Source organism: Agathobaculum sp. LCP25S3_E8 (genome assembly GCF_052117165.1).
In the GTDB taxonomy this organism is placed as follows: Bacteria; Bacillota; Clostridia; order Oscillospirales; family Butyricicoccaceae; genus Agathobaculum.
The window spans coordinates 1-24,100 of sequence record NZ_JBQKJR010000014.1; the positions used below are offsets into that span (position 1 = coordinate 1).

The 24,100-nt window shown below is 54.7% G+C and carries 24 protein-coding genes and 1 pseudogene; 16 read left to right on the top strand and 9 right to left on the bottom strand.

What is annotated here, in order from left to right; genetic code table 11:
- Positions 1-155 precede the first annotated feature (155 nt).
- Genes ACTQ34_RS06975 through ACTQ34_RS06985 form a run of 3 tightly spaced genes read left to right on the top strand, consistent with a single transcriptional unit; the run spans position 156 to position 3,186 of the window.
- Positions 156-1,028 (top strand): carbohydrate ABC transporter permease, encoded by an 873-nt coding sequence (locus ACTQ34_RS06975; RefSeq protein ID WP_441363145.1) that lies wholly within the window; start codon positions 156-158, stop codon positions 1,026-1,028.
- The gene (locus ACTQ34_RS06980; protein WP_441363146.1) at positions 1,028-1,849 is read left to right on the top strand and encodes a carbohydrate ABC transporter permease; all 822 of its coding nucleotides are present in this window, start codon (positions 1,028-1,030) and stop codon (positions 1,847-1,849) included. The genes ACTQ34_RS06975 and ACTQ34_RS06980 overlap by 1 nt, the downstream gene beginning before the upstream one ends.
- Positions 1,850-1,863: 14 nt before the next feature.
- Positions 1,864-3,186, top strand: coding sequence for an alpha-L-fucosidase (locus tag ACTQ34_RS06985; protein WP_441363147.1), 1,323 nt, complete (start codon positions 1,864-1,866; stop codon positions 3,184-3,186).
- A 249-nt stretch (positions 3,187-3,435) separates the two neighbouring features.
- On the opposite strand, the gene ACTQ34_RS06990 is transcribed toward ACTQ34_RS06985, so the two are convergent.
- Together ACTQ34_RS06990 and ACTQ34_RS06995 are read right to left on the bottom strand one after the other, a co-directional pair.
- Positions 3,436-3,948, bottom strand: a complete 513-nt coding sequence (locus ACTQ34_RS06990) for a cyclophilin-like fold protein (protein WP_441363148.1) — start codon at positions 3,946-3,948, stop codon at positions 3,436-3,438.
- Positions 3,949-3,988: 40 nt separating this feature from the next.
- A complete protein-coding gene (locus ACTQ34_RS06995; protein ID WP_441363149.1) occupies positions 3,989-4,960 on the bottom strand; it encodes an alpha/beta hydrolase in 972 nt (323 codons plus the stop codon).
- Positions 4,961-5,071: 111 nt separating this feature from the next.
- Here ACTQ34_RS06995 and ACTQ34_RS07000 point away from each other — a divergent pair, with 111 nt between their 5' ends.
- The 4 genes from ACTQ34_RS07000 to ACTQ34_RS07015 all read left to right on the top strand — a co-directional run bounded on the left by ACTQ34_RS07000 (position 5,072) and on the right by ACTQ34_RS07015 (position 8,198).
- Complete coding sequence (locus ACTQ34_RS07000; protein ID WP_441363150.1) at positions 5,072-5,521, top strand: MerR family transcriptional regulator; 450 nt, start codon at positions 5,072-5,074, stop codon at positions 5,519-5,521.
- Positions 5,522-5,628: 107 nt separating this feature from the next.
- A complete protein-coding gene (locus ACTQ34_RS07005; protein WP_441363151.1) occupies positions 5,629-6,069 on the top strand; it encodes a MarR family winged helix-turn-helix transcriptional regulator in 441 nt (146 codons plus the stop codon).
- A gap of 118 nt (positions 6,070-6,187) precedes the next feature.
- Positions 6,188-7,570 (top strand): MATE family efflux transporter, encoded by a 1,383-nt coding sequence (locus tag ACTQ34_RS07010; RefSeq protein WP_441363152.1) that lies wholly within the window; start codon positions 6,188-6,190, stop codon positions 7,568-7,570.
- 49 nt (positions 7,571-7,619) lie between these two features.
- Positions 7,620-8,198: an AAA family ATPase gene (locus tag ACTQ34_RS07015; RefSeq protein WP_441363153.1), complete on the top strand. Its 579-nt coding sequence runs from the start codon at positions 7,620-7,622 to the stop codon at positions 8,196-8,198.
- Here ACTQ34_RS07015 and ACTQ34_RS07020 read toward each other — a convergent pair.
- Positions 8,192-9,373, bottom strand: a complete 1,182-nt coding sequence (locus ACTQ34_RS07020; protein ID WP_441363154.1) for an MFS transporter — start codon at positions 9,371-9,373, stop codon at positions 8,192-8,194. The genes ACTQ34_RS07015 and ACTQ34_RS07020 overlap by 7 nt on opposite strands.
- 147 nt (positions 9,374-9,520) lie before the next feature.
- Here ACTQ34_RS07020 and ACTQ34_RS07025 point away from each other — a divergent pair, with 147 nt between their 5' ends.
- Entirely contained in the window at positions 9,521-9,955 is a 435-nt protein-coding gene (locus ACTQ34_RS07025) for a MarR family winged helix-turn-helix transcriptional regulator (protein ID WP_441363155.1), read from the top strand.
- A gap of 65 nt (positions 9,956-10,020) precedes the next feature.
- Here ACTQ34_RS07025 and ACTQ34_RS07030 read toward each other — a convergent pair whose 3' ends face one another.
- The 4 genes from ACTQ34_RS07030 to ACTQ34_RS07045 all read right to left on the bottom strand — a co-directional run bounded on the left by ACTQ34_RS07030 (position 10,021) and on the right by ACTQ34_RS07045 (position 13,104).
- The gene (locus tag ACTQ34_RS07030) at positions 10,021-10,767 is read right to left on the bottom strand and encodes an amino acid ABC transporter ATP-binding protein (RefSeq protein ID WP_441363156.1); all 747 of its coding nucleotides are present in this window, start codon (positions 10,765-10,767) and stop codon (positions 10,021-10,023) included.
- Complete coding sequence (locus tag ACTQ34_RS07035; protein WP_302664953.1) at positions 10,754-11,431, bottom strand: amino acid ABC transporter permease; 678 nt, start codon at positions 11,429-11,431, stop codon at positions 10,754-10,756. The genes ACTQ34_RS07030 and ACTQ34_RS07035 overlap by 14 nt, the downstream gene beginning before the upstream one ends.
- 80 nt (positions 11,432-11,511) lie before the next feature.
- Positions 11,512-12,315 (bottom strand): transporter substrate-binding domain-containing protein, encoded by an 804-nt coding sequence (locus tag ACTQ34_RS07040; RefSeq protein WP_441363157.1) that lies wholly within the window; start codon positions 12,313-12,315, stop codon positions 11,512-11,514.
- A gap of 198 nt (positions 12,316-12,513) precedes the next feature.
- A complete protein-coding gene (locus ACTQ34_RS07045; protein ID WP_441363158.1) occupies positions 12,514-13,104 on the bottom strand; it encodes an AAA family ATPase in 591 nt (196 codons plus the stop codon).
- Positions 13,105-13,290: 186 nt separating this feature from the next.
- Here ACTQ34_RS07045 and ACTQ34_RS07050 point away from each other — a divergent pair, with 186 nt between their 5' ends.
- The 4 genes from ACTQ34_RS07050 to ACTQ34_RS07065 all read left to right on the top strand — a co-directional run bounded on the left by ACTQ34_RS07050 (position 13,291) and on the right by ACTQ34_RS07065 (position 17,444).
- Entirely contained in the window at positions 13,291-13,965 is a 675-nt protein-coding gene (locus ACTQ34_RS07050; protein ID WP_441363159.1) for a response regulator transcription factor, read from the top strand.
- Positions 13,962-15,338, top strand: a complete 1,377-nt coding sequence (locus ACTQ34_RS07055; protein ID WP_441363160.1) for a sensor histidine kinase — start codon at positions 13,962-13,964, stop codon at positions 15,336-15,338. The genes ACTQ34_RS07050 and ACTQ34_RS07055 overlap by 4 nt, the downstream gene beginning before the upstream one ends.
- A 90-nt stretch (positions 15,339-15,428) precedes the next feature.
- Entirely contained in the window at positions 15,429-16,265 is an 837-nt protein-coding gene (locus ACTQ34_RS07060) for a PepSY domain-containing protein (protein ID WP_441363161.1), read from the top strand.
- A 33-nt stretch (positions 16,266-16,298) separates the two neighbouring features.
- Positions 16,299-17,444 carry a stalk domain-containing protein gene (locus ACTQ34_RS07065; RefSeq protein ID WP_441363162.1) on the top strand — a complete coding sequence of 382 codons (1,146 nt, stop codon included), beginning with the start codon at positions 16,299-16,301 and terminating at the stop codon, positions 17,442-17,444.
- 55 nt (positions 17,445-17,499) lie between these two features.
- On the opposite strand, the gene ACTQ34_RS07070 is transcribed toward ACTQ34_RS07065, so the two are convergent.
- Together ACTQ34_RS07070 and serC are read right to left on the bottom strand one after the other, a co-directional pair.
- Complete coding sequence (locus tag ACTQ34_RS07070; RefSeq protein ID WP_441363163.1) at positions 17,500-18,651, bottom strand: 3-phosphoglycerate dehydrogenase family protein; 1,152 nt, start codon at positions 18,649-18,651, stop codon at positions 17,500-17,502.
- Positions 18,652-18,848: 197 nt separating this feature from the next.
- Positions 18,849-19,940: a 3-phosphoserine/phosphohydroxythreonine transaminase gene (serC, locus tag ACTQ34_RS07075; protein WP_297275842.1), complete on the bottom strand. Its 1,092-nt coding sequence runs from the start codon at positions 19,938-19,940 to the stop codon at positions 18,849-18,851.
- Between the two features lie 289 nt (positions 19,941-20,229).
- On the opposite strand from serC, the gene ACTQ34_RS07080 reads away from it, so the two are divergent.
- The 4 genes and pseudogenes from ACTQ34_RS07080 to ACTQ34_RS07095 form a co-directional block, all read left to right on the top strand.
- Complete coding sequence (locus tag ACTQ34_RS07080) at positions 20,230-21,669, top strand: aminotransferase class I/II-fold pyridoxal phosphate-dependent enzyme (RefSeq protein WP_441363164.1); 1,440 nt, start codon at positions 20,230-20,232, stop codon at positions 21,667-21,669.
- A 25-nt stretch (positions 21,670-21,694) separates the two neighbouring features.
- A complete protein-coding gene (locus ACTQ34_RS07085; RefSeq protein WP_441363165.1) occupies positions 21,695-22,018 on the top strand; it encodes a cyclic-di-AMP receptor in 324 nt (107 codons plus the stop codon).
- Positions 22,015-22,893, top strand: coding sequence for a hypothetical protein (locus tag ACTQ34_RS07090; protein WP_441363166.1), 879 nt, complete (start codon positions 22,015-22,017; stop codon positions 22,891-22,893). Before ACTQ34_RS07085 ends, ACTQ34_RS07090 begins: the two co-directional genes overlap by 4 nt.
- A 17-nt stretch (positions 22,894-22,910) precedes the next feature.
- A pseudogene (locus ACTQ34_RS07095) lies at positions 22,911-23,717 on the top strand (PSP1 domain-containing protein); the annotation flags it as partial.
- Between the last annotated feature and the right edge of the window lie 383 nt (positions 23,718-24,100).

Here is a 24,100-nt window from a genome sequence, read left to right on the forward strand (position 1 = left end):
TTGGTTGTGGAAGGAGAAGTCTTCTCCATTCATGTTTGTACTTTTTTGGCCTTTATACGCCAGAAACCCGGCTTATGCCTGACGCATAGGCCGGGTTTCTCGACAGACTGATGCGAGGGCTTTTGCCCTCGCATTCTTGAAAGAGGCGAAAAATCATGAATCTCAAAAAGGTATATCCTTCGTATATGCTGATTTTGCCACTGGCGATTTTTTTAGTATTCTTTGTACTGCCATCTACAGTGGGTTACCTGTATGCGTTTACAGACTGGAACCAATATACCACTGATTTGAATTTTGTTGGTATTCAAAACTTTGTTGAAGTGTTTGAAAACCGATCTTTGTCCTTAGCATTTGTCAACACAATGATTTTTGCTGCCGTTAAGACAATCGGCGTTACAATTCTGGGTTTTGTGTTCGCGCTTGCGCTTAACAGAAAGCTGAAAACAACAAACATTCTGCGCACTATATATTTCATTCCTGCAATCTTTTCTGCTTTGGTAGTCGGTCTGATTTTCTCGGCCCTGTTTGATTATCATACGGGCGTTGTGAATCAGGCGCTGATTGCGGTTGGTTTGGAAAACTGGACACAGCAGTGGCTGGGCTTGCGCATTCCGGCATTGGTAACGATCAATCTTGCGGAGATTTGGCGCAATCTGGGGTACGCCATGGTTATTACCTTGGCGGGCCTTCAGTCGATTTCCAGTGACTATATGGAAGCGGCAATGGTAGACGGTGCGACCGGTTGGGTTCGATTCAAATCCATCATTCTGCCGTTGATCATGCCGTCGGTTAATGTTAACATCCTATACTCTTTGATTTACGGCCTGAAAATGTTCGATCTGGTCTATGTTCTGACGCAGGGCGGACCGGGTCATGATACGGAAACCTTTGGCACATTGATTATGAATGAAATGGCAAAAGGACGGTATGGTCAGTCGGTTGCAATTAACTTTGTATTCACCATTTTGCTGGTCATTGCGGCGATTGCGTATCAGAAATTCAGTTCCAGATGGGAGGAGGTTGACTAATGCACGAGAAGAAAAGTGTAAATATCCTGTTGGAGATTTTATTGTGGCTGTTTAGCCTGCTCATCATTTATCCTCTTGGAATGGTGCTGATGACATCGTTTAAGAGCTATGGTGAATCCAACATTCTGTCAATCAGGCCCCCCACGGAATGGCTCATTTCCAACTATGAGGAAGTTTGGACGAAGGGAAAAATCCTGCAGTCGTTTCTAAACAGCACATATATTACGGTGTTTTCCGTTATTTTAATCCTGCTGTGCTCCTCCATGTTGAGCTATATTGTAGTGCGCCGGCGCAATCGGTTCAACCGTTTTGTGTCCAAGTTCCTGACATTCGGTATTATTGCTCCTTTTGCTGCATTGCCGACCATTGAAATGCTCAAAATGATGGGGATATATGGAACGCGGACTTCGCTGGTTTTGATCTATGCGGCAATCTATCTGCCGTTTACTTCGATGCTGTTTTCCAGTTTCATTGTTGGTATCCCCAGAGAACTGGATGAGGCTGCTATCATTGACGGCTGTACCGGCTTTCCGCTGTTCGCACGCATTATCATGCCGCTGCTTAAGCCGGTCACGGCAACAACCGGTATTTTGAACTTTATGTGGGTGTGGAATGACTTCCAATATCCGATGTACTTGCTCAATACCTCGGCAAAATATACGTTGCCCTTGTCGATTTACAGCTTTTTCGGCACATTTAACCGCAGCTGGAATCTGGTTTGCGCCGATATGGTTATGGTTTCGCTGCCGGTCATTCTGTTATATTTGTTCGCTCAGAAATACATTATTGCCGGTATGACGGCAGGTGCAGTTAAAGGTTAATAGGAGGAGACACCATGGAAAAGCAGTATTTTGCCACATGGGAATCAGTTCGAAGCCATACCGTCCCGGATTGGTATGATGATTGCAAACTCGGTATTTTTGTTCATTGGGGCGCATATTCCGTTCCTGCGTGGGCGCCGCCGACTTGCCAGTTGGGCGAAATTGACGGGGACGAAAACTGGTTTTGCAACAATCCGTATGCAGAGTGGTATTATAATTCGATCAATGTGCGCAAGGGACAGACTTGGGAGCATCACAAAAAAGTATGGGGAGAGGACTTCCCATATGAAAACTTTGCCCATATGTGGAAAGCGGAGAAGTGGGATCCTGCGGAATGGGCCGCTTTGTTCCGCGAAGCAGGAGCTGGATATGTGGTGCTGACAACCAAGCATCATGATGGTCTTTGCCTGTTCCCGAGCAAATACACGGATTATTCCACAGTTGCCATTGGACCGCAGCGCGATATCATGGGAGAATTGACGCGAGCGGTTCGGGAGCAGGGAATGAAGATGGGTGCCTACTATTCCGGCATCATTGATTGGCGATTTGCCAATGATCCGATTTTCCATGATTCCCAGAATTTCACCAATGCCTGCCCTACATATGAATATGCAGACTATGCATACAAGCAGGTAATGGAACTGATTGACCGGTATCATCCCAGCGTGCTCTGGAATGACATCGGCTGGCCGAAACGCGGCGAGGAAATGCTGCCCAACTTGCTGGCACACTATTATAATGTAGTGCCGGAGGGCGTGATTGATGACCGCTGGAACGGTTTGATTCGGGATTTTGCATCGCGTGAATATAAATTTGGCGAAGTCACCCGCGAAGAAAAATGGGAAATGAACCGCGGTATTGGCCTTTCGTTTGGCTACAATACCGAAGAGGATGAAAGACATCTGCTGTCCAAGGCGGAATTGGTGAGCCTGTTGGTGAGCACAGTGGCCAATGGCGGCAATCTGCTGATTAACGTCGGCCCGATGGCCAACGGTGTTATCCCGCCCGAACAGGTAGAGCGCCTGCGTGCGCTGGGCGCATGGCTGCGCGTCAACGGTGAAGCAATTTACGGTACGCGATGCGCGGACCGTCTCTCTGAGACCACGGAAAGCGGAATTGACCTCCATTATACGGCAAAGGATGATATGATGTATGTCATGATGGATCATCTGCCGGCAGGCGAAAGCAAGGTCATGCTGAAGGGTCTGCATGGGACGCTGCAAGCCATAGATCCCACCGTGAAGTTTGCTTGCACGGATGAGTCGGATGGTTTATGCGTCACGATTCAGGAGTATCATCCGGATTGCTATGCACTGGCATTTCGTTTGGCGCGGTAAGTCTGTATTGACTGCGCAAACGCAGTAATATGGCCGATTTTACAGCGGCCGGAGCAACTGAACTGGTAGGGGCGGTTGCTTGATACGTATTTTAGATACTCTCTTTTCTTCTTCTCTCTTTTTAATTACAGGAGTGACGGGTCCTTAAGGATTCCGTCACTCTTGTATTTTTTTCTGCAAATTAGCAAGATGATTTGCAAATGAAACGGAAATAAAAAGCCATGGGCAGTTTTGGCTGCCCATGGCTTTTTATTTTGTCAGGGAAAGCGTAACCGTAATGCTATCCGCGCGCAAAAGCGCGTCTGCCGCCGCATCAAAGTCGGTCATATGCCCGAGCTTGGTATAGCTCCATGTATTCGAGCCATAGAAAAGCACGATGGAATTGCTGTTATACAGAACGATATCCCCCGGCTCGGTTGTCATTTGGGCATCGTCCGCTGTGAGGGCCTGGGGCAGTGTGCCGACCTGCTCAAACCCGCCGTAGGCTCGGGTTTGTATGGTCAGTTCCCCGTCCGCCAGCAGCGCTTTTAAATCCTCTACCGCGCGGTTTTCCTCCCACTGGACAGGAATTTCCGTGCCGTTAATGTTGAGGATGATGGTCTGGTCGGACGCACTCTCCCCTTCCGCCGCCTCTTCCGGCGGCTGCACGTCCGATGGGTCGGAAACAGACGGCGCAGCAGGCGTGTCCGAAGCGGCGGGCGGCGTTTCGCATCCGGTCATGCCCATGCAGACGAGCAGGGTCAGCATCAGTTTGGAAAGCATATGGTACGCACCTCCTGTATTATGCGAATGTTTCAAGGGATTACTTGAGGTATTCGTTAAAAAACGCGGCCATTTTGTCAAAAGGAATGACATCCAGATTGTCATACAAATCGGTGTGCACGGCACCGGGAATCAGCATCAGTTCCTTATTGTCGCCGGTCAGCTTGGCATAGGCGTCGCGGCTGAAATAGCAGGAATGTGCCTTATCGCCGTGAATTACCAGCACTGCGCTGCGGATTTCCTGACTGTATTGCAGAATCGGCATGTTGAGGAAGGACAGCGATGAGGTGACGTTCCATCCGTCGTTGGAGTTGAGAGAGCGGGGATGATAGCCGCACTCAGTCTTATAATAAGCGTAGTAGTCCTTGACAAAATCGGGCGCATCCGCGGGCAGCGGGTCAACCACGCCGCCGGCGCGGGCATAGGTACCGTTTTTGTAGTCAGCCGTGCGCTGCGCACAGAGCGCTTTGCGCTTTTCAAAGCGGTCTTGTTCACTGTCCTCCGCATCGAAATATCCCTTTGCCGTGACACGGGTCATGTCGTACATGGTGGAAGCGACCGTCGCTTTGATGCGTGTATCAATTGCCGCCGCGTTGAGCGCCATGCCGCCCCAGCCGCAAATGCCGATGATGCCGATGCGAGCGGGGTCTACATTCTCCTGCACGGAGAGGAAATCGACTGCCGCCTGAAAATCTTCGGTGTTGATATCCGGCGAGGCGACATTGCGCGGGAATCCGCCGCTTTCACCCGTGAAAGACGGGTCAAAGGCGATGGTCAGAAAGCCTTTTTCCGCCATTTTCTGCGCGTACAGACCGGAAGCCTGTTCTTTCACCGCCCCAAACGGGCCGCTGACGGCAAGCGCAGGAAGCAGACCGTCTACGCCGCGCGGCGCGTACAGGTCAGCTGCCAGTGTGACACCGTATCGATTGTGAAAGGTGACTTTCTTGTGATCTACCTGTTCGTTTCGCGGGAAGGTTTTGTCCCATTCCGTACCCAATTGCAGATTTTCCATGTTCGCTGCTCCTTTTCCTTTGACGGGGTTGATATTCTGTGATAGGATAATTGTAATACCTAAACTTAACTTTAGATCAAGATGTTTTTTTGCGAAAGGTGTGGAAAAGGAATGCACACAATCGGCGAGGTATCCAGAATGTTTGATATTCCGGTTTCGACGCTGCGGTATTACGATAAAGAGGGATTATTTCCCGGGATGCGCCGGGATTCCGGCATCCGAAAGTTCAGCGAGCAGGAAATCGATGCGCTGCGCGTGATTGACTGCCTGAAAAAATCCGGTTTGGAAATCAAGGATATCAAACGGTTTATGCAATGGTGTGTGGAGGGCAGCAGCACCTATCCGGAGCGGCTGGCGCTGTTCCGCCGGCAAAAGCAGTGCGTCGAGGAGGAGCTGAGCCGTTTGCAGCAGGTGATGGCGATGCTGCGGTTCAAGTGCTGGTATTATGAACAGGCGATACAGGACGGAAACGAGGAGCGGCTGCGCACATTAACGCCGGAGGAAATGCCGGAGGACATCCGGAAAGCCTATGAGCAATCCCATCCGACCTTGGGCGAGTAATGCGCAGCAGGCAGTCGGATGCCTCGGTCTCTTTAGTGCACCGTCTTGACAAATACGGGAAAACGGCCTATTATGTAATTAGTTACTTATTGAAATGAGGGGAAGCCATGCCGGGTATGATGCCGTTCGGATTGAAAATTGCTATCATCAATCGAGCCTTTCACAAACGGTTGGATGAAAAAGCCGGCGCCATGGGGCTGACATCCGTGCAGCTGCGGGTGTTGGGTTCGGTCAGCCGTCTGGAGGCGGCCGGACAAAGCGAAATCCATCAGAACGATTTGGAGCGCATTGAGCATGTGACGCATCCTGCCATGACCAAGCTGCTGCAGCGGCTGGAAAGCAAGGGGTTTATCCGGTGTGTTCCTAGCGAAATCGACCGGAGGTATAAAAAAATCACCTGTACGGAGCAGTCAAGCGGCATCCATCGGGTGATTTTGGCGCAGGATGAAGAGGTCCTGTCCGAGCTGTGCAAAAACTTTACGCAGGAGCAGAAGCAAACCTTGCAGCAAATGGCGGATATGCTTTTGAAAAATATTGAAGCGGAATAAATCTTCCGGTTGAGGAAAATACAATTCCCCGGGCAGTGTGCCGAGGAAATCGCTCCGGTGCGCTGCCTGCTCTTATGCCCAAATAGGTAACTAGTTACTTAATAAGGAGAGAACAAGAATGGAAAAAATCGTTTCAACAAGCAAAAGTCCTTTTGCAACCGAACCGGTCGGCCGGTTGATTTTGAAATTTGCGATTCCTTGCGTCATTTCCCTGCTGGTCAACTCGCTGTACAACATTGTCGACCAGATTTTTATCGGCTGGGGCGTCGGATATCTGGGCAACGGCGCGACCAACGTCGTATTCCCTATTACAATCATCGCCCTCGCGCTTTCGCTGATGATTGGTGACGGCGGCGCAGCATTTCTCAGCCTGAAGCTGGGTGAAGGCGATATCGACAGCGCCAAAAAAGGCGTGGGCAACGCCATTATTATGGTGGCGGCGGTCAGTATCGTCCTGATGGCTGTTTTTCTCATTTTTATCAATCCGATTTTGAACTTGTTCGGCGCAACCGATGCCCTGCGCACCTATGCGCTGCAATATGGTTATATTATTGGTATCGGCTTGCCGTTTATGATGATTCCGGCCGCACTCAACTCCATGATTCGCGCGGACGGAAGCCCGAAATATGCCATGTTCTCCATGATTCTCGGCGCTGTCATCAATACGGTTTTCGACCCCATTTTTATCTTTGTGTTTCATATGGGCGTTCGTGGCGCTGCTATCGCCACTGTTATGGGACAGGTGGCAACCTTTATCATGTCTGCCATCTATATTTTCCATTTTAAGACCTTCCGCTTCGACTCTTCTGCTTTCCGGCTCAAGCGCAAGATTTGCGGCAAGGTGCTGAGTCTTGGTATCAGCAGTTTTATCACACAGATTGCCATTACATTCGTTATGGCTTTGTCCAACAATCTGCTGGTTGCGTACGGTGCGCAGTCCATTTACGGTTCGGAAATCCCGCTGACGGCGATGGGCATTGTGATGAAGGTCAACCAGATTTTGATTTCCATTCTGGTCGGTATCTCTACCGGCGCGCAGCCAATCATTGGTTACAACTACGGCTCGAAAAATTTCCTGCGCGTGCGCAAAGCGTTTGATATTGCAGTAGTTGCATCCGAAATCGTGGCCATTATTGCCTTTTTGATTTTCCAGTTTGCGCCGATGAGCGTGGTTTCACTGTTTGGTTCGGAGGAAGGGCTGTATAATGAGTTTGCCGTGCTGTCGTTCCGTATTTTCCTGCTGTTCTGCCCGCTGACCGGCTTCCAGACCGTCATGGCGATTTACCTGCAGGCCATCGGCAAGCCGGTAAAATCCGCTATTCTTTCGTTGTCTCGTCAGATCATTTTCTTTGTGCCGACAGCAATCATTCTGCCGATGTTCCTCGGCGTGGTCGGTGTTCTGTGGACCGGTCCGGTGGCAGACGGTCTGGCGTTCCTGTTCTCGTTGATTCTGCTCATCTATGAAAGAAAGCAGTTAAAAGAGAACCGGACAGCGGCATAAATTAGGAGAGCAATCAAACATATAGGTTCAGTGGAAGGAGACATCAGATATGAAAAACCGAGTTATTACCATCAGTCGTGAGTTTGGCAGCGGCGGCCGCACGATTGGCAAAAAGGTAGCGGAGGAGCTGGGGATTCCCTGCTATGATAGCGAGCTGCTCCAGAAAATTGCAGAGCAAAGCGGGTTCAGCGAAAACTACATCAAGGACGCCGGCGAATACTCGCCCGGCGGATACCTGTCCTCCGCGTTTTCTCATCGGTCAACCGGCCTGAATAACGCGGATTATCTTTGGACGATTCAGTATAACATCATCACTGAGCTGGCGGAAAAAGGGCCGTGCGTCATCGTCGGCCGCTGTGCGGACTATATTCTGCGGGATAAAGCGGATTGCCTGCGGGTGTTCATCCATGCAGATATGAAATTCCGTGCCGAGCGCATCGTCAAGGTATACGGTGAGCGCGAAGCCTCTCCGGAGCAGCGCCTCAAGGACAAGGATAAGCGCCGCGCGATTTATCATCGGTTTTATACCAATATGAAATGGGGACACGCGCAAAATTATGATATTACCCTCAACAGCGGAACGCTGGGGATTGATGCCTGCGTGTCCATCATCAAAGGGCTTTACTGATGATGGTGCAGATGGTGTCGCAGTCTGTGATAATATCCATCCACATGGATGATATAGATGATGCCGCCAATGACATAGGCGATAGCAGTCAGGGCAAAGCCGGTCGGCAGGCCGATGGTTTCCTGCAAGCAGCCCATCAGCAGTGAGCCGATGCCGATGCCGACGTCATAGGACAGCATGTAGGTGGCGTTGGCAACGCCGCGCTTGGGGGCGGGGGTGGTTCCGGTTACAAAGGACTGGAACAGTGGCTGCAAAATACCGTAGCCAAGTCCGAAGAAATAGCCCGCGACCAGCATATGCACGCCGGTGGACAAAAACAGATAACTCGCCATCGTGCAAATCAGAATTACCAGGCTGATATAGACCAAAACGCGGTGCTTGGCGGCGTCAATCATCTTTTGCGTGGATAATTTAGAGGTCAGCATACCGGCAACAAGGCAAATATAGAAGTAAGGGAGAAAGGGCGTTAAGCCCTTTTCCTGTGCCAAAATGGAGGAATAGGCAATCACTGCACCGTAGGGAATCATCAAAAACATCATGTTGAACATGAACGGAAGTGCAGAAATGTGGATGGTATCCTTAAACGCAAACTTTTTTCGTTCTACCTTGGGATAGCGGATGCGGCAGCAGGCAACGCAAATCAGAGCGACTACGGTGATGCCGAAAATCGTCAGGAAGGAGGCTTTGCTGCTCATGTTGTTCTGTACCTGAATGCCGACATAGGGGCCGACCGCCATGCCGATGGATACCGTAAAAGCAAAGCGGCTGATGCCCTCGGTGATTTTGGTGACGGGCAGCACATCGCTTGCCAGCGTCATGGTGGCCGAGCCGCAGACCGAGTATACCGCGCCCATGTACAGGCGAATGACAATCAGTGCGCCGAATAGCGGGAACGCGATAAAGCTGGGGAAGGACAGACAGAATAGCGCCAGAAACAGCAGATAGACGTGATAACGGTTAAAGTTGTCCAGCAAATAGCCCGCAACCGGACGAAACAGAATGGTCGCCACGGACATGGCGGTCAGCACGATACCGATTTTCGAGCCGGTAATGCCGATTTCCTGACAATAGATGGGGATAATGGGGATAGATGCATAAAACGCTGCCAGTACCAGCAGGTTGGTGATAAAAAGAAGGATAAATTTTCGGTTCCAGATTTTTTCTGTTTGTTCCATGTGTGTAAAGCTCCTTTATGGGTGTCAATATATAGTGGCAATTGCCACTATATTAGCATAGCACGAGGAAAACACCGCGTCAATATCTGGTTGCAATTGCCACTAAAATGGCTTATAATAGCAACCAGCAGAAGGGAGGCTTGTGCTATGCCTTACATCATGGACAGCCCGTTCAAAGCCATATCTATTTTATACCGAAAATCGCATATTTGGCTCAATAATGGCTGTGTCCCCCACCATTTGACGGCGGCGCAGGCTGTAGTCATTCTGATTGTCTGCGATTTTGACGGCTTGACGCAGGATGAAATCACCAAGCGGCTGTCATTGGACAAAAGTGTGATTGCCAAAACGGTTACAAAGCTGGAGGAAACCGGCTTTCTCATCCGTTCCACCAACGCAAAGGACAAACGCACCTATGATATCCACCCCACGGAAAAAGCGTGGGAGGTGTATCCGTTCATCAAAGAGCAGATTGAAGCGTGCTTCGGGCAAATTACGCAGCACATGACAGACGACGAACGCAAGGAATTCCAGCGGTTGCTGCTCATGGCCGCGGAAGCGTCCCTCGCGCTGGAGGATTGAGCGCATATGAACCAAAAATAAAAGCGGAAGCCGTCGGGCTTCCGCTTTTTATTTTCAAGTACCGTTTATAGAACCTTGCTCAGGAAATCAATCGTGCGGGGCTCTTTCGGATGGTTGATGACCTCATCCGGCGTGCCTTCCTCGACGATGTAGCCGCCCTCCATGAAGATGACGCGGCTGGCGACCTCGCGTGCAAAGCCAATCTCGTGCGTGACGACGACCATCGTCATGCCCTCCTTGGCCAGATTTTGCATAACCTGCAGCACTTCGCCAACCATTTCCGGGTCGAGCGCGGAGGTCGGCTCGTCAAACAGCATGATGTCCGGATTCATTGCCAACGCACGGGCGATGGCAACGCGCTGCTTCTGGCCGCCGGACAGCTGCGCGGGATAGGCTTCCGCCTTATCCGCCAGACCGACGCGCTTGAGCAGCCGCATAGCGGTTTCACGCGCCTCTTCCTTGGTGGCCTTTTTCAGCTCGGTCGGCGCGAGCATCATGTTGCCCATGACGTCCAGATTGTTGAACAGATTGAACAGCTGGAACACCATGCCGACGTTTTCGCGCACCTTGTTGATGTCGGTATGCTTGTCGGTGATATCGTAGCCATCGACAATGACTGTGCCGCCGGTGATCTCCTCTAGGCGGTTGAGGCAGCGCAGGAAAGTGGACTTGCCGCTGCCGGACGGCCCGAGGATGACGACAACCTCGCCCTCGTGAATATCAATGGAGACATCCTTGAGCACTTCCAGATCCCCAAAGTTCTTTTTCAGATGGGAAACGTGAATTTTAGCCTGCTTGTTATTCTCTGCCACGGTTGATCCTCCTTTCCATGACCTTTGCGAAACGGGACAGGATGGTGATGACAACCAGATACATAATGCCGACAATGAACCATACTTCAAACGGACGCATGGTGTTTGCCTGCACGTTTTTTGCCGTGTTGACCAGCTCCGGGAAACCGATAACCGAAAGAATCGAGGTATCCTTGAGCGTGATAATGAACTGGTTGATGATCGACGGAATCATCGTGCGGATAGCCTGCGGCAGCACAACCTTGCGCATGGATTTCCAATATGGCAGGCCAAGGCTGCGGGCAGCCTCCATCTGGCCCTTATCCACGCTCTGGATACCGGCGCGGATGATTTCCGACATATATGCGCCGCAGTTGAGCGCCAGCGCGATGGTACCGGCCTGCAAAGCCGACAGGGTGAAACGAGTGCCCACCATAAAGGTATTGATAAGCTGCGGTATGCCGAAGTAGATAAAAAAGGCAAGCACGATCATGGGCAAGCCGCGAATCACATCGACAAAAATTGTGGAGATGATATTGCACACGCGGCTTCTGAGCACGCTCAACAGACCGAAAATCAAGCCCAAAATACAGGCAAAAAACAGGCCGCATAAAGCCAGCAGCAGCGTCTGCCCCATTGCTTCCAGCAGCAGCGACCCATAGGTGGAAATAATTTTGGCAAGCATGGGTCAGAACTCCTTTCAATCAAGCAGGGGGCGCCGGAACCAACCAGTGCCCCCTGAAAATTCAGGTTAATCCGCTATGATCAGCCCAGATACTTGGCGATGATCTCGTCGTACTTGCCGTTTTCCTTGATGTTGGCAAGACCGGCGTTGAACATGTCGATCAGTTCCTGATTGTCCGGATTGAAGATTGCGAAGCCGTAAGGCTGGCCTTCGTTTGCGGTATCCTCGAGGATCTTGAGCGCCAGATCGCCGTCCTTGATGGAAGCCGTCATAACCGGGGTGTCCTCAAAGCAAGCCACCGTCTGACCGCCGAGAACCGCCTGATACATCGTGGGCGAATCCTCAAAGTAGGTGATGTTGAAGCCGTACTGATCCTTCAGGCTCTCGGCGTAAGCCGCGCCCTGCGTGCCGGTCTTAACGGCAACCGTCTTGCCGGACAGGTCTTCAAAGCCGGTGATGTCGGAATCTGCTGCAACGGTCATGGTCTGGGTGGTCTGATAGTAGCCGTCCGAAAAGATCCAGCCGCTTTCCTTACGCTCATCGGTGATGGAAGCACCAGCGATCAGGCCGTCCGCCTGACCTGCCTGACAAGCAGCCAGCGCCGCATCCCAGCCGAGGCTCTGGATTTCATACTGGAAGCCCTGATCTTCTGCGATCGCCTTGACCAGATCGACGTCGATGCCGACGAAGTTGCCGGAGGCGTCGGTGTATTCAAAGGGCTTGAACACGGTGTCGGATGCAATGACCCAAACCTTTTCATCGCCCGAAGCGCCGTTAGACGAGTCGTTTGCCGCGTTGCTGTCGCCACCGGACGAATTGCCGCCGCAAGCCGCCAGACCCAGCGCCAGAGTGGCCGCCATCAGCAGAGAAAGTACTTTTTTCACTTGTGATTCTCCTTTTCTTTTTTCTTGCCCTCCGCATCCGCATGGCGTTTCTCCCCGCGCATGCAGTGCATCAGTCATAGTGAAAGAATAGGCGATGGAAGTATGCACATAACCACCATCGCCTATTATGCCAAAGCTATTATAGCGTAAAATAACGCTATAGTCAAGCACAGAGCCTGTTTTTGACAAAAAGGCCGGTTAAACCCGTTCCGCCGCCCGCAAAATCTCCTCCAGTGCAAAGTCGATGCCCAGCAGGCTGGTGCACAGGGTCAAATCGTAGTTTGTCGCGTCGGCATAGTGGCGGCCGGTATAATGCGTGCAGTATGCACTGCGCGCCTTGTCCACCGCCTTGATGTTGGCGCGGAGTTTTTCCGGTTCGGTATCCTCCATCATGCCGCGCATGCGTTCAAAGCGCCATTCAAAATCCGCATGGACGAATACCCGCAGACAGTGGTCAAATTCCCGCAGAATGAAGTCCGCGTTGCGGCCGACGATGACACAGCTCTCGTGGTCTGCGATTTCTCGGATGGCCTTGACCTGCGCCTCCCACAGCTTGTCGCTTAAGGGACGGTTGTAGAAGTCGAACAGGCTTTGCGTCAGGCCAAAGCTGGTCGGCACGCGCTCATCCCACTTGCGTACCTGTGCAGGGGTCAGACCTGCGGATGCCTTAGCGGTGCAAAGGATCAGATCCTTATTGTATAGCGGGATGCCCAGTGCGTCAGCCGTGCGCCGACCCAGCTCGCCGCCGCCCGCGCCGAACTGCCGGCTGATGGTAATGATCTTTCTCATGGGGTTTCCTCCTGATTGCCCTATCGGCAGAGCCGGATGGCATATTGTCGGTTGCATCCTGCGTCTGCCCTGTCGGTATTATCCTTATTATAGCCGACCGGCCGAACAAACGCAAGCGTCAGGCGCAATACTCCCCTTGCCGAATGGTATGATATGGGACTATAATAAAAAAGAGGAGGGGGTTTTATGCGAATTCTGGTAGCGGAAGACGAGCGCGATCTCAACCGGCTGATCTGCCGGACGCTCGAGCGCGCGGGATACAGTGTGGACGCCTGCTTTGACGGAGATGCCGCACTGGATTATCTGCTGGGAGCGGAATACGACTGTTTGCTTTTGGATATTATGATGCCCAAAAAGGACGGACGAGAGGTGCTGCGCACGGTACGCGCGCAGGGCAGCGCTGTGCCGGTGATTTTCCTGACTGCGCGCGACAGTGTGCAGGACCGCATTGAGGGACTGGATCTCGGTGCGGACGATTATCTGGTCAAGCCCTTTGATTTCGACGAGCTGCTCGCCCGCATCCGCGCGGCGACGCGCAAATACGGCACGCAAAAGACCAGCGTGCTCACGCTGGCCGATCTAACCGTGGATACCGGCAGCCATACGGTCACGCGCGGCGGCAAGGAGATCCGCCTGTCTGCCAAGGAATATGCCATTCTGCAATATATGATGCAGCATCAGGGCACGGTCATTTCCCGCGCCCGACTGGAAGATCATATTTGGAATTATGATTATACGGGCGGATCGAATGTAGTTGACGTGTATATCACTTATCTGCGCAAAAAGATCGACAACGGCTTTGACAAAAAGCTGCTGCATACGGTCCGCGGCGCGGGCTGGATTTTAAAGGAGGAGCCGTGAAGCGATTTTCCGTCAAGCAGAAGCTGACCCTGTGGATTACGCTGCTTATGCTGCTGCTCACCACGTCGGTGCTGGTGTTCATGGTTGTGGTAAGCAGCTCGGTCGTCACCGAGAACGCTTATGAACAACTGACCAGCACCGTGCGCGGGAATCTGAGCGGTATTTCCAAGGAAAACGGCAGTCTGACATTCAGCGAGGATTTTTCTTTCACAAAAAACGGCGTGTATACCGTGGTTTACAGCAGCAGCGGCGCACTGCTGGCTGGACAGCTGCCGCTGTCTTTCCCGGATACGCTGCCGTTTGAAAACGGCGCAATCCGCGCGGCGGAAGGGAACAACGGGAATTATTATGTGCTGGATTTCTGGCTGCCGTTCAGCTGGGAGGATGGCGCGTGGGTGCGCGGCATGATCCAGACGCCGGACGTAGCCGACGTGTTGGACGATATGACCGGTATTGCGCTGCTGATTCTGCCCCTGATGGTGGTGGTCAGCGGTCTGGGCGCTTATCTGCTGGCGCGTTCGACCTTCCGCCCCATCGACAGCATCATCCGTGCGGCGGAAAACATCGGAGAGGGCCGCGATTTGTCCCGCCGCATCGGTCTGCCCCCGGGACGAGACGAGATCAGCCGGCTGGGACAGGCCTTTGACAACATGTTTGTTCGTCTGGAGGCGTCTTTCGAGTCGGAAAAGCAGTTCACTTCGGATGCCTCCCACGAGCTGCGCACGCCGACCGCGGTCATTCTCGCCCAATGTGAGGACGCACGGCGGCATGCCGAAACGCCCGAGCAATATGCGCAGGCCATCGAGGTAATTGAACGGCAGGCGGGCAAAATGTCCGACCTTATCGCGCAGCTGTTGCAGATGACCCGTCTGGAGCAGGGCACACAGCGCGCGTCCTTTGAATGGGCCGACCTGAGCGGCTTGGTGGAGGTCGTTTGCACGGAGCAGCCCTCCTTCCCCAAGAATATCACGCTGCAAACCGATATTCAGCCGGAGGTGGAGGCCCGATTTGACGTGACCTTGATGAGCCGTTTGCTGCAGAACCTGATTGGCAATGCCGTGCGGTACGGCAGGCAGGACGGGCATGTCTGGGTTTCTCTGCGGCAGGAGCAGGCGGATGTCGTGCTCGCGGTGCGGGATGACGGCATCGGCATCGCCCGGGAGCAGCAGGAGAAAATCTGGCAGCGGTTCTATCAGGTGGAGCCGTCGCGCAGCGGACAGGCCGGCACCGGGCTGGGCCTGACCATGGTGCGTCAGATTGCCGCGCTGCACGGCGGTGCCGTAACGCTGGACAGCGCGCCTGGAGTGGGCAGCTGCTTTACCCTCCGCTTCCCTGCCGGTCAGCAGGAAGAAAGCGGCGGAAACGAGGCGTAAAAAAATTTTTCGAAAAATTTACTCTTTTAATATTTTTTTAATGTTGGGCTGGTATTCTGTATATGAACTCAAACGAAAGGTGTGAGCAGGATGAAAAAACAGTTTCTGATGTTTACCGCCGCGGCAATGCTGACCGTCGCGTTGGCAGGCTGCAGCCAGCCCACCCACAAAAGCAGTGCACAGATGGGATATATCGGTGAGGACGCGGCCAAGACCATGGCAGTCACCGCCGCGCAGGTAGATACCAATCAGGCAACCTTTTCCGGTGTTTCACTGGGTACAAAGGACGGCATTGCATATTATGAGGTGGATTTCACGGCGGGCAACACGGATTACCGCTATGCGATTGACGCCATGACCGGTGCGGTGATTGAATCGAACAGTGCCGCATCGCAGACGACCGGTACGAATGGTACCGCTGCCGCAGGTGCTTCGAATGGCACAACCGCTGCGGCGCAGACGGGTGAGGTCGACGAGGCCCGCGCTAAGCAGATTGCGCTGGACCATGCGGGCGTGAGCGAGAGCGACACGTCGTTCCTGATGGCCAAGCAGGATTATGAGAATGGCGTGCTGGTTTACGAAGTCGAGTTTTATGTTGCTGCAACCGGTTCGGAATATGATTATGAAATCGACGCCACAACCGGTGAGATTCGCAGTTTCGACTATGATGCGGAAAACTACAACGCAGCAAAGCAGAACACGGCTTCCGCTTCGGGTGAAACCCTGAGCGAGGCGGATATTCGTAAGATTGCACTGGCCAAGGTGCCGGGCGCGACCGAGAACGACATCCGCATGAATCTGGACCGCGACGACGGCAAGCTAAGATACGAGGGCAAGATTATTTACGAGGGTATGGAGTACGATTTTGAAATCGACGCATACAGCGGCGCCATTCAAGAATGGGACGCGGAATCTGTATTCGATTAACCATAAAATGAGGACAATAAGGAGGAAAATGACATGAAAAAACTGGTTTGTACAATGGCACTGGCCGCACTGCTGTGCGGCGCGGCAGGCGCGGCGAATGGCTCTTACTCGGTAACGGCGGAGCTGAGCCCGGATATCACGGTCAAGATTGACGGCGTGGAGCGCGTTTTCTATAACGTGCAGGGTCAGGAAGTGCATCCGATTAGCTACGCGGGCACGACCTATGTGCCGATTCGTTCGATTGGCGAACTGATGGACAAAAACGTCAACTGGGACGGCACAACCAACACCGCTACCATCGCTGGCGCGCGCGTCACGGCGGATGCAACCGGCACGCCGGACCGTAATGCGGTGACGCAGGACATTACGATGGACATTGAGCCGGGCATCACGATCGTGATCGACGGCACGGCACGCACGTTCTATAATGTAAACGGCCAGAAGGTTGATCCTGCGCTGTATAACGGCTCGATCTACCTGCCGATCCGCGCGATTGGCGAGATTATGGGCAAGACCGTATCGTGGGACGGCGCAACCCAGACCGTATCGATTTCCGGCAGCACGGCAGGCGGTCAGGTGACCGATTTTGATACGAACAACTCTTCGGGCGGCAACACGGGGAATACCGGTAATGTCGGCGGCAATACGGGCAACACCGGCAACGTTGGCGGCAACACCGGCACGACCACCGGTTCGGTAACGCTGGAGCAGGCCAAGCAGACCGCGCTCAATCATGCGGGCAAGACTGCATCTCAGGTGACCTTTGTTAAGGCACGGTCCGACTGGGAGAACGGCAGAACGGTCTATGAAATCGAGTTTATCTATCGCTCCGGCACGGGCTACCTGGAATATGACTACGAAATCGACGCTTCTACGGGCAAAATCCTGAGCTACGACTATGACGCAGAAGGATATGCTCCTTCGACCGGCGGCACGACCGGCACGGGCAGCATTGGCGGCCAGACGGCATCCATCTCCGCAGATCGCGCCAAGCAGATTGCGCTGGCGAAGGTTCCGGGCGCAAGCACGGCCAATATCTATGAATTTAAGCTGGACTATGATGACGGACGCCTCGAGTACGAAGGCAAAATCATCTACAACACCATGGAGTATGAATTCAGCGTCGATGCTACGACCGGCAATATTATCGGTTGGGATGTAGAATCCATCTATGACTGAGTGCAATAAAAAAGCCTTCCGCTGCGGCGGAAGGCTTTTTTCTTATAAAGAGGAATCAGATTGCACGAACCGAAATCATACCGCCGATTGCGCGCAGCGCGTCGAGGTTGGCTTCGGTGGGCTGCTCGGCAAGGTCGACGATGGTGTATGCATAGTCGCCCTTGGAGCGGTTGCCCATGTTTTCAATGTTGCACTTGACCGCGGCGGTGATGGATGCGATCATATTCGGGATGTTCTTGTGGATCATGCAGACGCGGTAGCCGCCCTCATAGGGAACCTTAAGGTTCGGGAAGTTAACCGAGTTGCGGATGGTGCCGGTTTCGAGGTAATCCGAAATCTCCTTGACCGCCATCTTCGCGCAGTTGTCTTCGCTCTCGGGCGTGGATGCGCCGAGGTGCGGCAGCGTGACCGCGTTTTCCTGTGCGAGAATTTCATCGGATGCAAAGTCGGATACATACGCCGCAACCTTGCCGCTCTCGAGTGCCTTTGCCATGGCAGCCACATCGACCAGCTCGCCGCGGGCGAGGTTGATGATGCGCACGCCGTCCTTCATCTTGGCAATGGACTCCTCGCAGATGGTGTTCTTGGTGTCCGGCGTCAGCGGTACATGGATGGTGATGTAATCGCAGTTGGCGAAAATCTGATCCAGTTCGGTGACGTGCTTGACAGAACGGGACAGCGCCAGCGCGCCGTCAACCGACAAATACGGGTCGTAGCCCCAGACTTCCATGTCCAGACCAACCGCCGCGTTGGCAACCTTGACGCCGATGGCGCCCAGACCGATGACGCCCAGACGCTTGCCGGAGATTTCCGGGCCGGCATAGGTGGCCTTGCCCTTTTCCGCAGCCGGACCGATGTCCGGCGTGCCGGCGAGGCTCTTTACCCAGTTTGCGCCCTGTACAATCTTACGGGAAGCGAGCATCAGCGCGCAGACAACCAGCTCTTTGACGGCGTTGGCGTTTGCACCCGGGGTGTTGAATACGACGATGCCTTCCTGTGCGCAGCGGTCGAGCGGGATGTTGTTCACGCCCGCGCCCGCGCGCGCGATGCACTTGAGGTTCTTGGGGAATTCGACGTCGTGCAGCTTGGCCGAACGGACGAGGACGGCATCATAATCCGTAAAGTCCTCCGAGCAGGTGTACTTGGTGGCGTCGAGGTTTTCCAGACCCACCTTGGAAATCTTGTTATACAGTTTTACCTGATACATGGGAATACACTCCTCTTATCTTCTTATGTTGCGCTCTTTGGAAGCGAAGCGATATAAAATAACAAATTTCCAAGGACAGGTGCCTTGGAAATTTGACCCCGACTCAGCGGTCTTGGGCTGCGGCCGGGGGTATCAAAAATCAGTTTTCCGGAACTGATTTTTGGATATAGGGGGTACTGGGTACCTCCTATAGGCGTTTACGCGTTTTCTGCTGCGAACTTCTTCATAAAGTCGATTAAGTACTCTACGCCTTCAATCGGCATCGCGTTGTAGATAGAAGCGCGCATACCGCCGACCGAACGGTGGCCCTTGAGGTTGGACATGCCGGCCGCTGCGGATTCCTTGGCAAACTTCGCGTCCAGCTCGTCGTTTCCGGTGCGGAAGGTGACGTTCATGTGGCTGCGGGATGCCTTTTCGGCAACCGCCTTGTAGAAGTTCTGGCTGTCGAGGTAGTCGTACAGCATGCTTGCGCGCTTCTCGGCGCGCTCCTGCATGACCTTCACGCCGCCCATCTGCTCAACCCACTCGAGCACGAGGCCCAGCACATAGATGCCGTACGTGGGGGGCGTGTTGTACATGGAGTCCTTGTCGGCCATGGTTTTCCAGTCCAGCATGACCGGATACTTCTCAAGCGGATAGTTGCCCAGCAGGTCCTCGCGCACGATAACAACCGTCACGCCTGCGGGGCCCATGTTCTTCTGTGCGCCCGCATAGATGACGCCGTACTTGGAAACGTCAACCGGCTTGGACAGGATGTTCGAGGACATATCGGCCACCAGCGGCACACCCGCCGGGGTCTCGGGGTCGTACTGATACTCGGTGCCGTAAATGGTGTTGTTGGCGCAGATGTAGAAGTAATCCGCGTCCGGACGGATATCCAGCTCTGCCTGCGTGGGCACGCGGTCAAAGTTGCCCTCCTTGGAGGAGAACGCCACATGGATGTCGCCGAACTTCACAGCTTCCTTGTAGGCGTTGTTGGCAAAGTTGCCGGTGATGGCGTAGTCCGCCTTGCCGGTTTTCATCAGGTTCATCGGGATCGCTGCGAACTGGGTCGTCGCGCCGCCCTGCAGAAACAGGACCTTGTAGTTCTCCGGAATGGAGAGCACACGGCGCAGCGCCGCCTCGGTCTCCTTGATGATGCCGTCATATACCTTAGATCGGTGACTCATCTCCATGACGGACATGCCTGAGCCCTTGTAGTTCAGCATTTCGGATGCACAGCGCTCGAGCACGGGAACCGGAAGCATAGAGGGACCAGCGGAGAAATTGTAGATACGATTGTCAGCCATAGTGATAGTAACCTGCCTTTCAATAAATCAGCGTGCTGTTCCGTATAGGAATGCAATATCCATTATAATATAAGGAATAGGGATTTACTACGGGAAATTAAACCAAAATTCCGCCGGAAAAAGACGAATGTCTGCACATTATGGACAGATGCTGCAGTATTACCGAAAACGGTATCCGATTGCAAGGACTTGGACGGATATGGTATACTAAGGCAGAAATCAGAAAGGAATGCCGCAGGTTTTTGCACAGGCCTGTGCAAAAATTTGCGATGCGAAAGGAGAGGTCGCCATGTTCCGGCGCCGCCAGCCCAGCCAGCGCACCCAGCTCAGCCACCGACAGATAAACCGCCTGCTGCCATTTACCAACGCGCCGCTGTTTCACGCTTTGCAGCTGCTCGCAACCGGTGATTCCGCGCGTTTTCACATGCCCGGCCACAAGGGAGAGCCGCTGTTCAACAGCTATGCCGAGGTGTTTGCCATCGATTTTACCGAAACCTACGGCACGGGCAATCTGTATCTGGGCGACGGCCCGATTCGTGATGCGGAGGTAGCCGCGGCGCGGTATTTCGGCGCGTCCGACTGTTTTTTCCTGACCGGAGGCTCGACGCAGGGCATTTTGTCCGTGCTGGCTACTGCGGTCGGGCGCGGCGGCGCGGTGCTGCTCGACCGCGAATGTCACAAATCGGTGTGCCATGCCTGCGCGCTGCTCGACATCACGCCCTATTTTATCTCTGCACCGGTTGTGGAGCCGTTTGGGATTTCGGGCGCACTCGCGCCCGCGGATGCGGAGCAGCAGCTGATTGCCCATCCCGACATTCGCGCCGTGCTTCTCACCTCCCCCACGTATTACGGTGTGTGCCGCGCGATCCCGGCGTTTGTCGATCTGTGCCGCGCCTACGAAAAAATGCTGTTGGTGGATGCGGCGCACGGCGCGCACTTTCCTGCCGTCGGTCTGCCGACGCCGGTCGCCGAGGGCGCGGATTTGGCGGTGCTGTCCATTCACAAGACGCTGCCCTGTCTGGGACAGGGTGCGGTGGTTCTGAGCGGTCCGAGTGTGGATAAGCGCGCTTTGCGCGAAAATACCGCCCTGTTCGGCACGTCTAGCCCCTCCTACCCCATCATGGCGTCCATCGACCTTGCCCGCGCCTATACCGAGGGGCCGGGCCGCGCCGCCTACCGCCGCGCCGCCGAAACCTGCGGCGAGCTGCGCGAGTACGTGCTGCGGCGCACAGGATTTACGGCGCTGACCATGGAGGACTATCCCGTGCTCGACCCCTGCCGCCTGACCGTGTGCACCGCGGGCACGGATGTGACCGGGCATCAGCTGGCCGATATGCTGTGGAGCGAGTACGGCGTGGCCTGTGAGATGGCGGATGACCGCAACGTGGTGTGTATTCTGACCTGTGCGGATTCGGGTACGGCGGTGTACCGGCTGCGGCGCGGCCTGCGCCATATTTCGCGCCGCCGCCATGAGACGCTGCTGCCCGCGCCTGCCGCGCCCTTCCCGCCTGCCGAGCGGGTGATGTCCGTGCGGGACGCATGGTTTGCCAAGACCGGACGCGTCGAACTTGCCGCCGCCGAGGGACTGGTGTGTGCCCGGCCGGTCACGCCCTATCCGCCCGGCGTGCCGCTGCTGTGGCCGGGAGAGAAAATTACCCGTGCGCACATTGAACTTATCCGCGAAAGATGGTACAATGAAATCAGCGAGATCACGGTTGTGATCAGCTGATTTACCTCAAAGGAGGAGTTTTTCTATGAAAATGGTACTTGCGATCATCAATTATGATGATGCTCAGGACGTAATCAATAATCTGATGAAAGCCGGCTTCCAGATTACCAAGCTGGCGACCACCGGCGGCTTCCTCAAGGCCGGAAATGTCACCATTCTGATCGGTCTGGATGAGTCCAAGCTGGACGAATGCTTCGACATCATTCGCGAGCATTCCTCCTCGCGCAAGCAGATCATCCCCACCACCGCCGAGCTGGGCATGGGCTTTTTCCCGTCCACACCGGTGCAGGTCGAGGTCGGCGGCGCGACCGTGTTCGTTTTGAACATCGAGCGCTTTGAAAAGCTGTGATTTCGTTTGACGCGCTGCCGGGCAACGCGGCCTTGAAAAGCGCGCTGAAACATGCGCTGGCCGACCGTTTTCCGCAGGCCGTGCTGCTCTCGGGGGACGATTCTGCGGCGCTGGCGGCCTGGTCGGACGTGCTGGCGGCAGGTATCCTGTGCGAAAGCGAGGGACCGCGCCCGTGCGGGACGTGTTTGTCCTGCCGCAAGGTCAGCGAGGGCGTGCATCCCGACCTGACTGTTATCGACGAGGGCGAAAGCGAACTGAAAGTCGACCTTGCGCGCCGGCTGAAGGCGGAAGACGCCATCATTCCCAACGACGGCGCGCGCCGCGTGACCGTCATCCGTCACGCGCAGAATTTAAACCCCATGGCGCAGAACGCGCTGCTCAAGGAGCTGGAAGAGCCACCGGCTTACGCCTTTTTCGTGCTGACCGCCGAGCAGCCCGACACGCTGTTGCAGACCGTGCGTTCGCGCTGCACCAAGTTTACGCTGGTCCCGCAGGAGGAAGCGACTGGGGACGGCGAAGCCGCCGCGCTCCTTGCTCCCTATCTGGAGGCGCTGGCCCAACGCCGCGAGGATCGTATGATGCTGGCGGCGCTTGCACTGGAAAAGACACCGCGCCGTGCGCTGCTGGGCATTATCGGCGTGCTGCAAAGCGCGCTGCGGGACGCGATTTTTGCCGGAAAAGGGCTGCCGCAGCCGCCGGTTGCAGCGGCGCTGCGCGGACAGACGCAGGCGCTGGCAAGCGCGGCAAGCGCGGCGCGCCTGCTCGAGCTATACGATTTTCTGAGCGTGCTGACCGACCGCGTCTCCCGCAATGCAGCGGCGGCGGCGGTGACAAACGCGCTGACAAGCGATGCATACCGCATCTGCTTTTTATAATGTAGGAGGATCAGTTTTTGACAACGATTATTGGAGTCCGTTTCAAAGCGGGCGGAAAAATGTATTATTTTGACCCGCAGGACACACCGGTGACCGCGGGCGAGGACGTGATCGTGGAAACGACGCGCGGGCTGGAATACGGTCAGTGCGTACAGGGCAACACAGAGATGCCCGACCAGACGGTTGTCCAGCCGCTCAAGCGCATGGTGCGCGTGGCGACTGACGCGGATAAAAAGACGCTTGCGCGCAACAAAAAGCGCGCGGATGAGGCGTTTATTATCTGCAAGCGCAAAATCGAAGAGCGCGGGCTGGAAATGAATCTGGTCACGGCGGAATGCACGTTCGACATGAATAAAATGCTGTTTTACTTCACCGCGGACGGCCGCGTGGATTTCCGTGAGCTGGTCAAGGATTTGGCCAGTGTGTTCCGCACGCGCATCGAGCTGCGCCAGATTGGCGTGCGCGATGAGGCGAAGATGATAGGCGGTCTGGGCACCTGCGGACGTGAGTTGTGCTGCTGCTCGTACCTGGAGGACTTCCATCCGGTTTCGATCAACATGGCGAAGGACCAGAACCTGTCGCTCAACCCGGCGAAGATTTCGGGCGTGTGCGGCCGTTTGATGTGCTGTCTGAAATACGAGCATGAGGCCTATGCCGAGCTGCAAAAGGTGACCCCCAAGCAGGGCAGCGTTGTCGATACGCCCGAAGGACGCGGCAAGGTCATCACGACCCAGATGCTGCGCGGCACCTGCAAGGTACAGCTCGATGACAGCCCTGAGCATTCGCTGACCGAATTCCAGTGCACGGACTGCTGCGTGGTCAAGGGCGCGTGCCGCAACCGGCAGAACGCCGCCGCCATGGCGGAGGAGCGCCGCCGCATGGAGCAGGAGGCTGCCAAGCAGCAAAAGCAGCAGAACGCCGCCGAGGATTTGTCGGATGAGGTGCAGGGAGAGCAGTCCGATGAAGGCATGGCGCCTGCAGAAGGAGCGCCGCGCCGTCGCCGTCGCCGCGGAGGACGCCGCCGTCATAAGCCGCAGAATGCGGAAAATGCCGGAAATGCGGAGAACACCCCTGGGCAGGAGCATGCGCCGGGCGCACAGGAATAATCCCAAATTTTGTGCGACAGGGAAAATATGAAAAACGACCGTCCCCTTTTGTCAGGGGACGGTTTTTTGCGCGTGCGACAGAGCGGACGGCGCTGCAATAA

What these genes read in the sequence shown, in the direction of transcription:
- ACTQ34_RS06975 (WP_441363145.1), top strand. Translation starts at nt 156, where the DNA reads ATGAATCTCAAAAAGGTATATCCTTCGTATATGCTGATTTTGCCACTG.
- ACTQ34_RS06980 (WP_441363146.1), top strand. Translation starts at nt 1,028, where the DNA reads ATGCACGAGAAGAAAAGTGTAAATATCCTGTTGGAGATTTTATTGTGG.
- ACTQ34_RS06985 (WP_441363147.1), top strand. Translation starts at nt 1,864, where the DNA reads ATGGAAAAGCAGTATTTTGCCACATGGGAATCAGTTCGAAGCCATACC.
- ACTQ34_RS06990 (WP_441363148.1), bottom strand. Translation starts at nt 3,948, where the DNA reads ATGCTTTCCAAACTGATGCTGACCCTGCTCGTCTGCATGGGCATGACC.
- ACTQ34_RS06995 (WP_441363149.1), bottom strand. Translation starts at nt 4,960, where the DNA reads ATGGAAAATCTGCAATTGGGTACGGAATGGGACAAAACCTTCCCGCGA.
- ACTQ34_RS07000 (WP_441363150.1), top strand. Translation starts at nt 5,072, where the DNA reads ATGCACACAATCGGCGAGGTATCCAGAATGTTTGATATTCCGGTTTCG.
- ACTQ34_RS07005 (WP_441363151.1), top strand. Translation starts at nt 5,629, where the DNA reads ATGCCGGGTATGATGCCGTTCGGATTGAAAATTGCTATCATCAATCGA.
- ACTQ34_RS07010 (WP_441363152.1), top strand. Translation starts at nt 6,188, where the DNA reads ATGGAAAAAATCGTTTCAACAAGCAAAAGTCCTTTTGCAACCGAACCG.
- ACTQ34_RS07015 (WP_441363153.1), top strand. Translation starts at nt 7,620, where the DNA reads ATGAAAAACCGAGTTATTACCATCAGTCGTGAGTTTGGCAGCGGCGGC.
- ACTQ34_RS07020 (WP_441363154.1), bottom strand. Translation starts at nt 9,373, where the DNA reads ATGGAACAAACAGAAAAAATCTGGAACCGAAAATTTATCCTTCTTTTT.
- ACTQ34_RS07025 (WP_441363155.1), top strand. Translation starts at nt 9,521, where the DNA reads ATGCCTTACATCATGGACAGCCCGTTCAAAGCCATATCTATTTTATAC.
- ACTQ34_RS07035 (WP_302664953.1), bottom strand. Translation starts at nt 11,431, where the DNA reads ATGCTTGCCAAAATTATTTCCACCTATGGGTCGCTGCTGCTGGAAGCA.
- ACTQ34_RS07045 (WP_441363158.1), bottom strand. Translation starts at nt 13,104, where the DNA reads ATGAGAAAGATCATTACCATCAGCCGGCAGTTCGGCGCGGGCGGCGGC.
- ACTQ34_RS07050 (WP_441363159.1), top strand. Translation starts at nt 13,291, where the DNA reads ATGCGAATTCTGGTAGCGGAAGACGAGCGCGATCTCAACCGGCTGATC.
- ACTQ34_RS07060 (WP_441363161.1), top strand. Translation starts at nt 15,429, where the DNA reads ATGAAAAAACAGTTTCTGATGTTTACCGCCGCGGCAATGCTGACCGTC.
- ACTQ34_RS07065 (WP_441363162.1), top strand. Translation starts at nt 16,299, where the DNA reads ATGAAAAAACTGGTTTGTACAATGGCACTGGCCGCACTGCTGTGCGGC.
- ACTQ34_RS07070 (WP_441363163.1), bottom strand. Translation starts at nt 18,651, where the DNA reads ATGTATCAGGTAAAACTGTATAACAAGATTTCCAAGGTGGGTCTGGAA.
- serC (WP_297275842.1), bottom strand. Translation starts at nt 19,940, where the DNA reads ATGGCTGACAATCGTATCTACAATTTCTCCGCTGGTCCCTCTATGCTT.
- ACTQ34_RS07080 (WP_441363164.1), top strand. Translation starts at nt 20,230, where the DNA reads ATGTTCCGGCGCCGCCAGCCCAGCCAGCGCACCCAGCTCAGCCACCGA.
- ACTQ34_RS07085 (WP_441363165.1), top strand. Translation starts at nt 21,695, where the DNA reads ATGAAAATGGTACTTGCGATCATCAATTATGATGATGCTCAGGACGTA.